This window comes from Caulobacter sp. SSI4214 (assembly GCF_012184455.1).
In the GTDB taxonomy this organism is placed as follows: domain Bacteria; phylum Pseudomonadota; class Alphaproteobacteria; order Caulobacterales; family Caulobacteraceae; genus Caulobacter; species Caulobacter vibrioides_E.
Window position 1 is genome coordinate 1 of the sequence record NZ_SZWJ01000132.1, and the last position, 8,834, is coordinate 8,834.

The 8,834-nt window shown below is 69.8% G+C and carries 12 protein-coding genes and 1 pseudogene; 8 read left to right on the forward strand and 5 right to left on the reverse strand.

The annotated features are described in order from the left end of the window. Together FCU40_RS21765 and lgt are read right to left on the reverse strand one after the other, a co-directional pair. A partial coding sequence (locus tag FCU40_RS21765) for an SAM-dependent methyltransferase (RefSeq protein WP_175582103.1) occupies positions 1–575 on the reverse strand: 575 nt, incomplete at its 3' end. Next, positions 562–1,479 (reverse strand): prolipoprotein diacylglyceryl transferase, encoded by a 918-nt coding sequence (lgt, locus tag FCU40_RS21770; protein ID WP_168077828.1) that lies wholly within the window; start codon positions 1,477–1,479, stop codon positions 562–564. The genes FCU40_RS21765 and lgt, both read right to left, overlap by 14 nt. Positions 1,480–1,589: 110 nt before the next feature. On the opposite strand from lgt, the gene FCU40_RS21775 reads away from it, so the two are divergent. From FCU40_RS21775 to FCU40_RS21790, 4 genes are all read left to right on the forward strand, one after another. After that, a complete protein-coding gene (locus tag FCU40_RS21775; protein ID WP_168077830.1) occupies positions 1,590–1,847 on the forward strand; it encodes an accessory factor UbiK family protein in 258 nt (85 codons plus the stop codon). 132 nt (positions 1,848–1,979) lie between these two features. Next, on the forward strand, positions 1,980–2,486 hold the full coding sequence (locus tag FCU40_RS21780) for a YbjN domain-containing protein (protein ID WP_004618671.1): 507 nt from the start codon (positions 1,980–1,982) through the stop codon (positions 2,484–2,486). Positions 2,487–2,671: 185 nt separating this feature from the next. Further along, a complete protein-coding gene (proC, locus tag FCU40_RS21785) occupies positions 2,672–3,454 on the forward strand; it encodes a pyrroline-5-carboxylate reductase (protein ID WP_168077832.1) in 783 nt (260 codons plus the stop codon). A gap of 40 nt (positions 3,455–3,494) precedes the next feature. Further along, entirely contained in the window at positions 3,495–4,049 is a 555-nt protein-coding gene (locus FCU40_RS21790) for a TetR family transcriptional regulator (RefSeq protein ID WP_168077834.1), read from the forward strand. A 26-nt stretch (positions 4,050–4,075) separates the two neighbouring features. On the opposite strand, the gene FCU40_RS21795 is transcribed toward FCU40_RS21790, so the two are convergent. From FCU40_RS21795 to FCU40_RS21805, 3 genes are read right to left on the reverse strand one after another with little or no spacing between them, the layout of a single operon-like run. Next, positions 4,076–5,416, reverse strand: a complete 1,341-nt coding sequence (locus tag FCU40_RS21795) for an ATP-binding protein (protein WP_168077835.1) — start codon at positions 5,414–5,416, stop codon at positions 4,076–4,078. 3 nt (positions 5,417–5,419) lie between these two features. After that, positions 5,420–6,124: a response regulator gene (locus FCU40_RS21800; RefSeq protein ID WP_168077837.1), complete on the reverse strand. Its 705-nt coding sequence runs from the start codon at positions 6,122–6,124 to the stop codon at positions 5,420–5,422. Beyond that, complete coding sequence (locus FCU40_RS21805; protein ID WP_004618661.1) at positions 6,121–6,621, reverse strand: MarR family transcriptional regulator; 501 nt, start codon at positions 6,619–6,621, stop codon at positions 6,121–6,123. The genes FCU40_RS21800 and FCU40_RS21805 overlap by 4 nt, the downstream gene beginning before the upstream one ends. Positions 6,622–6,701: 80 nt before the next feature. Between FCU40_RS21805 and FCU40_RS21810 the strand changes: the two genes are divergently transcribed. From FCU40_RS21810 to FCU40_RS21825, 4 genes and pseudogenes are all read left to right on the forward strand, one after another. Further along, complete coding sequence (locus FCU40_RS21810) at positions 6,702–7,592, forward strand: branched-chain amino acid aminotransferase (RefSeq protein WP_168077839.1); 891 nt, start codon at positions 6,702–6,704, stop codon at positions 7,590–7,592. Between the two features lie 98 nt (positions 7,593–7,690). Then, positions 7,691–7,948, forward strand: coding sequence for a hypothetical protein (locus tag FCU40_RS21815; RefSeq protein WP_168077840.1), 258 nt, complete (start codon positions 7,691–7,693; stop codon positions 7,946–7,948). Continuing rightward, a complete protein-coding gene (locus tag FCU40_RS21820) occupies positions 7,935–8,600 on the forward strand; it encodes a cytochrome b/b6 domain-containing protein (RefSeq protein WP_168077842.1) in 666 nt (221 codons plus the stop codon). The genes FCU40_RS21815 and FCU40_RS21820 overlap by 14 nt, the downstream gene beginning before the upstream one ends. Positions 8,601–8,610: 10 nt before the next feature. Then, positions 8,611–8,834 (forward strand): annotated as a pseudogene (locus tag FCU40_RS21825) (hypothetical protein); the annotation flags it as partial.

Below are 8,834 nucleotides of genomic sequence, written 5' to 3' on the forward strand. Positions count from 1 at the left end.
GGAGGAGAAAGCTGCCGCAGCCCAAACGCCAGCTCGCCCTTGTCGTCCAGTCCGATCACCCGCTCGGCCCAGCCGTCTTTCGTTCGGACGAACTGCCGCGCCGGCAGGCAGTCCAGCAGCTCGTTGGCGACCAGGATCATCGGCGCGCCGGCCGGGACTTCGTCCAGCCGGTCGACCCAGCGGGGCGTGTCACCCAGCCGGGCCTTCTGTTGGGCGCGCAGCGGCGCCGACACCTCGACCAGCCAAAGGTCGGACGCCGCGAGGAAGTCCGGCGCCACGCGCGCGGCGCGCAGCAGGTCGCTCATCAGCGCGCCGTCGCCGGGACCCATCTCGACCAGGCGGAACGGCGCGGGGCGACCCATGCGGATCCAGGTCTCGATCGCCCACAGGCCGATCAGCTCGCCGAACATCTGGCTGACCAGCGGGGCGGTGATAAAGTCGCCTCCAGCGCCCAGCTCCGGACGGGTCGCGTAGTAGCCGTCGCGCGGGTCGTGCAGGCAGCGGGTGAAGAACTCGGGAACGCCGATCGGCCCGTCCTGGGCGATCTGGGCCTTCAGGCGATCAAGCAGGCTCATGCGCCCCCGGATCGTCCTCGCCGACGGGCTGGATCGGCGCCTTCAGCGCCTTCCACAGCAGCCAGCCGCCCACCAGCAGCATCGGCGTCGACAGCATCATCCCCATGGTCAGGCCCAGCGGGAAGGCCGGCATGCCGATGTCCGGATTGCGCACGTTCTCCAGCGACAGGCGGAAGAGGCCATACGAGATCAGGAAGGCGGCGACGATCGCCCCGCGCCGCTGGAGCCACTTTAGGCGATAGACGCAGAAGGCCAGGATCAGGAACAGCATCAGGCCTTCCAGCCCCGCTTCGTACAGCTGGCTGGGGTGACGCGGATACGGACCCGCCGGACAGGTCCCGCGATTGGCGGCCTTGATCGTCTCGTTGCAGAAGATCATGCCCCAGGGGACGTCGGTCGTCCGGCCCCACAGCTCGCCGTTGATGAAGTTGGCGATACGGCCGAAGAAGATGCCGATCGGTACGACCGGGGCGACCAGATCGCCCAGCTTCAGCATGTCGATGCCGTTCTTGCGGGAGAACAGCACGATGGCGACGCAGACGCCCAGGAAGCCGCCGTGGAACGACATGCCGCCTTCCCAGATCTTGAAGACGTCCAGGGGGTGGGAGAACAGCCAGGCGCGCTGGTCGCCGTTCATCAGCATGTAGAAGAGAATATAGCCCAGCCGCCCCCCGAGGATGATGCCCAGGGTGATCCACAGCACCAGATCGTCGATCTGGAGGGCGTTGGCGGTCGGCTGGCGGCCGCCCCAGACGCTTTCGGTGCGGGTCAGACGGATGGCGTAGCGCCAGCCCAACAGAATGCCGGCCACATAGGCCAGGGCGTACCAGCGCAGGGCCAGCGGGCCCCATTGCAGCGCCAGGGGCCCGATGTGGACCACGGGGTCGATGTTCGGGAAGATCACGCTCGGGCTCCGTGCGGACAGATCGTCGCACCTCTATAGCCTTCGGGCTTCGCTTTCATCCCCCGTTTCCCATATAAGAAGGCGCGCCCCTCCTCGGGCATGGACCGGACATGCATAGCCAGAACCCCTTCCTCGACGAATTCGCCAAGCTGACCCAGGCGGCCATGGGCATCGCCCAAACGGCCGGAGAAGAGGCGAAAACCGCGATGCGGGCCCAGGCCGACCGCCTGGCGGCTGAGTTCGACCTGATCCGCCGCGACGATTTCGAGGCGCTCAAGGCCGAGGTCGCGGCGCTGCGCGAAGAGGTCGCGGCGCTGAAGGCGGCCAAGAAGACGCCCGCCAAAAAAACCGCGAGTTCAGGCGAATAGGTGATTCGTCGCTCGCTCCGGACGTGAAGCGGGTTGAGACGAACGCAACGAAGCAGATTAGTGTCCCCGAGGACGTGAGCGATTCAGAGCGGGGGCGACCCCCGCCGTCGCGGGCGGGGACGTAGGTTTTTCATGGACACCCAACCGGAAGACGACGACGTCCTGATGGCTCTCGACCCCCTAGAGGTGGTCGAACATGTGCTGTCGGCCGAAAATCTCACCTTTGATCGCACCGAGGACGGCGACCTGGCGTTCGCGCTCCGAGGCGACTGGAAGGACTACGAGCTGTGGTTCGCCTGGCGCCCCGAGGCCGACTGCCTGCAGCTGTGCCTGTCGCTGGATCTCCGCGCCCCGAAATCCAAGCGCGCCAACGCCTACGAGCTCCTGGCCCTGATCAACCAGCGCGTCTGGCTGGGCCATTTCGAGGTTTGGACCGAGGATGGCGAGGTGGTGTTCCGCCACGCCCTGGCCCTGCCGGCCGGCGAGCGCCCGACCATGGCCCAGGCCGCCTCGATGATCGACGCGGCGGTGGAAGCCGCCGACCGCTTCTTCCCGGCCTTCGAATTCCTGCTCCAGGGCGCCAAGACCCCGGACCAGGCCATGGCCGCCTGCATGTTCGAGACGGTGGGACAGGCCTGATTTAAGCTGGACTTCCCTTCTCCCCTTGCGGGAGAAGGTGGCCTGCGAAGCAGGTCGGATGAGGGGTTTCTTCGCCTTCGACGCGCGATAGGCTTGATGGACGCCGCTGTGCGACCCCTCATCCGTCGCTTCGCGACACCTTCTCCCGCAAGGGGAGAAGGAGCGGGCTGCGAGAGGTAATCCTTATGACCCCCATTCTCCTTCTCGGCGCGGGCCGCATGGGCGGGGCCCTGGCCGAGGGCTGGCGCGACGCGGGGGCCTTTTCCGCCGCCGACCTGATCATCCGCGATCCCAATATCGACGCCGCCGCCTTCGAGGGCGCTCTGGTCAATCCGGCGCCGGAGGCCCTGGCCGCGGCCAAGACCGTGCTGCTGGCCGTGAAGCCGCAGATCTGGCGCGAGGCGGTCAGGGACATCGTCCCGCATCTCGCGGCCGACGCCATCATCGTCTCGATCGCCGCCGGCGTCCGCGCGGCCGACATCGCCGAGGCGTTCGGCGGCCGGCGCGTGGCGCGGGTGATGCCGACGACGGCGGTGGCGATCGGCCAAGGCACGGCGTCGATCTTCGCCGACGACGCCGACGCGCGAGCGGCGGCCCACGCCCTGTTCGCGCCGGTGGCGACGGTAGTCGATCTGCCGAGCGAGGACCTGATGCATGCGGCGACGGCCGTGTCGGGCTCGGCGCCGGCCTATCTCTACGCCTTCGTCGAGGCGCTGGAGGCCGCCGGCGCCGCCCAGGGCCTGGACGCGGCCGACAGCGCCCGCCTGGCGCGGGCGACCATCATCGGCGCGGCGGCCCTGATGGCGCGCGGCGGCGAGGAGCCGGCCGAGCTGCGCAAGCAGGTGACGTCGCCCGGCGGCACGACGGCGGCGGCGTTGTCGGTGCTGATGGGCGAGGGCGGGTTTGGCGACCTGCTGCCCAAGGCGCTGGAAGCCGCCGTGACCCGTTCCAAGGAACTGGGCGGCTGACTGTCTTGCTCTCGTCGCTTTCGGCGACCATGTGACTCTCATGACCGCCGCTTCGCCCCTCCGAGAGGATATTCTCGACCGCGCCGCCGCCGCCGCCCTGGCCCTGGCGGCCGACCGGCCCTGGCCGGCCATCGCCCTGCGCGACATCGCCGCCAAGGCCGAGGTTCCGTTCGCCGAGCTCTACGCCGCCGCCGACAGCAAGCGCGGCGTGCTGGCTCACCTGTCGGCCCGCTTCGACCGCGCGGCCCTCGGCGTCGACTATGCCGAAAGCACGCCGGTCCACGATCGCCTGTTCGACGCGGCCATGGCGCGCCTGGAGGCGATGGAGCCGCACCGCGCGGCGCTGATCGCCATCGCCAAGGCCGACGGCCCGCTGCTCGCGGCGATCCGGTTCCCCAAGACCGCCCGCGCCATCCTCGAAGCCGCCGGCGTCGAGGCCACCGCCGCGCGCCTGGCGGCGATGACCGCCGTCTGGGCCCGCGCCGTCCAGGTCTGGCGCGACGACGAAGGCGCCCTCAACCGCACCATGGCCGAGCTCGACAAGCGCCTGAAGCAGATGGCCGAGCAGCTCGGCAAGATCGGCGCGGGGTTCTAGATCCTCCCCCGCGGCGCGGGGGAGGATCATCCCGGCAGACGGATCGACGCCCTCAGACCGCCCAGCGCCGACCGCGCCAGCACCAGGTCGCCGCCCAGGCCGCGCGCCATGTCCCGCGCGATGGCCAGGCCCAGGCCCACGCCCTTCTCGTTCTGGTTCCGGCTGTCATCGAGGCGCGAGAACGGCTTGAAGGCCTCCTCGTAGCGATCCTCGGGGATGCCCGGCCCGTCGTCGTCGACGGCGATCTCGACCCCGCCGGTCAGGCGCGGCGCGACGCTGACGCGAACATGGCGGGCGTGGGCCAGGCCGTTGTCGATCAGGTTGGCCAGCGCCCGGCGGAAGGCCAGCGGTCGCAGGCGCGCCTCCAGCCCCGGCGCGATCTGGGTCTCGATCGCCGCGCCGGCGCGCTCGGCCGAGGCCACCACTCCCTCGACCAGCTCGGCCAGATCGACGACCTGGGCGGCCTCGCCGCCCTCGCCGCGCGCGAAGGCCAGGTACTCGTCGATCATGTGCTCCATCTCGGCCAGATCGCCCTTCATGGCCTCGATCTGCTCGCTGGGCTCCGACAGGGCCATTTCCAGCTTCAGCCGGGTCAGCGGCGTGCGCAGGTCGTGGCTGACGCTGGCCAGCAGGGCCGTGCGCTGCTCGATGTGGCGGACGATCCGGGCCTTCATCGCCAGGAAGGCCTGGGCGGCCTGGCGCACCTCGCGCGCGCCATGCGGCTTGAAGTCGTTGTCCTCGCCCCGGCCGAACGCGTCGGCGGCGTCGGCCAGGCGCTCGATGGCGCGCACCTGGTTGCGGATGAACAGGATCGCCACCGCCGTCAGCAGCAGCGTCGCCACCACCATCCACAGGATGAAGATATGGCCCTGGGTCGCGTAGGCGCGATCACGCAGGGCGTAGATCTGCAAGACCCCGCCCTGAACCTGGACGCGGATGTCGATATAGGCCGTATAGCGGGTCGTATCGAACCAGAACGGGTTGTCGAGCCGGTCCTCCAGCGCGTGTTGCAGCGAGCGGTCCAGCGCCGCGAACAGCGACGGGCGGTGGCCGGTCGGCAGCTTGCGGCCCTTCTGGAAGGCGATCGACAGCGACATCGAGTCCTCGGCCCGCTTGGCCAGTTTCTCGACCGCGGCGGGGCTGGGATCGTCCTCGTAGGACTGCACCGCCCAGGCGATGTCGCCGGCCAGCCCCTCCGAAAGCTTCGACGTCACCGCCTGCCAGTGCGCGTCGAAGAACGCCCAGGTCACGGCGATCTGCATCACGGCCACGGGCAGGATGATGATCAGCAGGCTGCGTCCGAACAGCGAGGTCGGCAGCAGACGCTTGATGACGCGAGGGATATAGAGCCTGGTGCGAAGGCGCATCCGTCAATCCGGCGCCAGCCTGTATCCCACCCCGCGCACGGTCTGCAGATAGCGGGGGTTCTTCGGGTCCGGCTCGATCTTGCGGCGCAGGCGCGTGACCTGCACGTCCACGGCCCGGCCGGTGGCGTCGGCGGTGTCGCGCGCCAGTTCCAGACGGTCGACGGGCTCGTGGGCGGCGCGGGCCAGGCGGCGCAGCAGCGTGACCTCGGCCTCGGTCAGGCGCACGGTCTCGCCGTCGCAGGTCAGTTCGCCGCGCTCGGGCTCGAACGCGCAGCGGCCCAGCGAAAGCGCCGCCTTCGGACCCGTCGGCCGGGCGGTCGAGCGGCGCAGGATCGCCTCGATGCGCAGCAGCAGCTCCTGGGGCTCGAACGGCTTGCCCAGATAGTCGTCGACGCCGCTGGACAGGCCCTCGATGCGATCGGCGGTCTGGTCGCGCGCGGTGAGCATCAGGATCGGCGTGCGGCCGCTCTCGCCGCCCTTGGTCCGAAGGCGCTTGGTGAAGGCGTAGCCGTCCTCGCCGGGCATCATCACGTCCAGGACCATCAGGTCGAAATCCAGGGCCTCGAACAGCCGGTCGGCCCCGGCCGCGTTCGAGGCGGCGGTGACGCGGAAGCCGGCCCGGCCGAGGAATTCCTTGATCAGCTTGCGCAGGCGATCGTCGTCGTCGACGACCAGGATGTGGCGTTCGCGGCGCTCTTCGGGCGTCATGACACGGTCCGTCGCGCCGCCCCGACGCCCTGGCGGGGACCGGCCAGGGCCGCCAGGATCCGCCGCGCGCCGGCCACGCCGTCGAGGCCGCCGGTGCGATAGGCCCGGGCCAGCAGGGCGCGCAGACGCTCGGCGGTGCGCTGTTCGAACGCCATGCCCTCGGGCGTGAGGCTGGCCGGCCGCCGCCGGCCGTCCAGGTCGCCGGAGAGGCGTTCGACCAGGCCCGCCTTCTCCAGGTCGGCCAGGGTGCGGCTGGCGGCCTGCTTCGACAGGCTGGTCAGCCTGGACAGGTCCTGCACCCCGATGCCGGGCCGGCGGCGCAGCAGGAACGTCGCTCGCCAGTGCGAGCGGCCCAGGCCTTCGCTCTCCAGCGCCGCGTCGACCGCCGCCCACAGCGAGGCCTCCGCCAGCAGGATCAGCTCCAGCCCGCCGTCGAGTTCCTCCTCGCGGAGGATCAGACGGGGGTCGTCCGAACCAGGCTGCAGCGGCGCTATCATCGCGAGGAGTCCATTTTATTTGACGCGTCCGCCCCCGGGGCGTCTAAGGGCCGGGTTCTCAATAAGGAGGTCTTGGGCCGATGTCTCTGGTTCCCTTCGACGATCGTGATGGATGGATCTGGCTGGACGGCCAGTTCGTTCCCTGGCGCGAGGCGAAGGTGCACGTACTCACGCACGGCCTGCACTACGCCTCCTCCGTGTTCGAGGGCGAGCGGATGTACGGCGGCGAGATTTTCAAGCTGACCGAGCATACCGAGCGCCTGTTCAAGTCGGCCGAGATCCTCGACTTCAAGATCCCCTACACGGTGGCCGAGATTGACGAGGCCTGCAAGGCGACCGCGGCCAAGAACGGCCTCACGGATTGCTACGTTCGTCCGATCGCCTGGCGCGGCAGCGAAATGATCGGCGTTTCGGCGCAGCAGACGAAGATCCACGTGGCCATCGCCGTCTGGGACTGGCCGTCCTATTTCGACCCGGCCACCAAGGCCAAGGGCATCCGCCTGACCTGGGCCAAGTATCAGCGTCCGGACCCGAAGACCGCCCCGGTCGCCGCCAAGGCCGCCGGTCTCTACATGATCTGCACCATCTCCAAGCACGCCGCCGAGAAGGACGGCTATGCCGACGCGATGATGCTGGACTATCGCGGCTACGTGGCCGAGGCGACCGGCGCCAACGTGTTCTTCGTCAAGGACGGCGTGCTGCACACGCCCAAGCCCGACTGCTTCCTCGATGGCATCACCCGCCGCACGGTGATCGACATCGCCAAGGGCAAGGGGATCGCGGTGGTCGAACGCCACATCCAGAAGGAAGAGCTCTCGGGCTTCACCGAGTGCTTCATCGTCGGCACCGCCGCCGAGGTCACGCCGGTGTCGGAAGTGGGCGAGTTCACGTTCACCCCCGGCAAGCTGTCGCTGGATCTGATGGACACCTACGCGGCCCTGGTGCGCGGCCAGGCGATGGCCGAGGCGTAAGCACAGGCTTATGGGCGGGGGCGTAAGCCGCCCGCCCATGGTCGCGCCGCCCCGCCCGGCGCATCGCTTCTCTCGTTCTCGACACGGGAGAAGTCCTCATGAACCATCACCCCCGCGCGGCCCTCGTCGGCGCCGCCTTGACCTTGTTCCTCGCGACGACGACGCTCGCCGACGAGGCCAGACCCTCGACAGACAAGCCGCGCCCGCCCGCCGCCCCTTCGTCCCCGACGGCCAAGGCCAAGCCCGCCGACCAGCCCAAGGCGGCCGGCGCGAGCAAGACGCGACGGGACGACGATCGCGACCGCGACCGGCGCGACGACGACCATCGCGGGGAAAAGCGTCATGACCGCGACTGAGGCCGAAACCTCGGTCACGGCCGCGCCCCGCCGCTGGGACCCGGTCGTCAAGCTGACCCACTGGACCATCGTCGGGGCCGTCCTGGCCAACGGCTTGATCACGGAGGAAGGATCCGGACCCCACGTGTGGGTCGGCTACGCCCTGGCCGCGACCCTGGCCCTGCGCCTGCTCTGGGGCGTGATCGGTCCGCCGGAGGCGCGGTTCTCGGCCTTTCCGCCCAGCCCGGGCCGGGCCCTGGATCATATCCGGGAGATCGCCGAGGGGCGTCGAAGCGAGCACGCCTCGCACAATCCGTTGGGCGCGCTGATGGTCTACGCGATCTGGAGCACGCTGGCCGCCATCGTCGTCACCGGCGTTCTGATGGTCGCCGCGCCCGACAAGCCCCGCGCGGCGACGGACGCGCGTCCCTTCGCCGCCGCGGCACTCGACCGGGAGCCCCCCGAACGCGAAGCGACTGGCGAACGCGAAGAGACCGGCGAACGCGAGGAGGCCGGCGAGGGTCGCGAAGAGGAAGGTCCCCTGGCCGAAGTCCACGAGGCGGCGGTGAACCTGCTCTACGTCCTGATCGTGCTGCACATCGCCGGCGTGGTCTTCGAGACGCGGCGGAGCGGCCGGCGGATTGTCTTGGCCATGCTTCCGGGGCGGCGCTAAAAGTCCGGCGATGAACAGTCGCCGGCGCGCCCTCGAGCACAGGATCACGATGATCGCGGTCATCGTGATCCTGCAGCTGGCCGCGACCCTTTTCTTTCTCGTGGACTTCGCCGGCGACCTGCGCGCCGACGGGCCGGGCGCGCATCTCGTCGCCGAGGGCGGCGCGGCCGTGGCGCTCCTCGTCGGCGTGCTGTTCGGCGAAGTTCTAGGCCATGGCGACAGTGTTCACCCGGC

Bases quoted from the DNA above. Each gene is read 5' to 3' on its own strand.
- FCU40_RS21820 (WP_168077842.1), top strand. From the start codon at position 7,935: ATGACCGCGACTGAGGCCGAAACCTCGGTCACGGCCGCGCCCCGCCGC.
- FCU40_RS21795 (WP_168077835.1), bottom strand. From the start codon at position 5,416: ATGCGCCTTCGCACCAGGCTCTATATCCCTCGCGTCATCAAGCGTCTG.
- FCU40_RS21810 (WP_168077839.1), top strand. From the start codon at position 6,702: ATGTCTCTGGTTCCCTTCGACGATCGTGATGGATGGATCTGGCTGGAC.
- FCU40_RS21805 (WP_004618661.1), bottom strand. From the start codon at position 6,621: ATGATAGCGCCGCTGCAGCCTGGTTCGGACGACCCCCGTCTGATCCTC.
- FCU40_RS21815 (WP_168077840.1), top strand. From the start codon at position 7,691: ATGAACCATCACCCCCGCGCGGCCCTCGTCGGCGCCGCCTTGACCTTG.
- FCU40_RS21790 (WP_168077834.1), top strand. From the start codon at position 3,495: ATGACCGCCGCTTCGCCCCTCCGAGAGGATATTCTCGACCGCGCCGCC.
- FCU40_RS21780 (WP_004618671.1), top strand. From the start codon at position 1,980: ATGGACACCCAACCGGAAGACGACGACGTCCTGATGGCTCTCGACCCC.
- FCU40_RS21800 (WP_168077837.1), bottom strand. From the start codon at position 6,124: ATGACGCCCGAAGAGCGCCGCGAACGCCACATCCTGGTCGTCGACGAC.
- proC (WP_168077832.1), top strand. From the start codon at position 2,672: ATGACCCCCATTCTCCTTCTCGGCGCGGGCCGCATGGGCGGGGCCCTG.
- FCU40_RS21775 (WP_168077830.1), top strand. From the start codon at position 1,590: ATGCATAGCCAGAACCCCTTCCTCGACGAATTCGCCAAGCTGACCCAG.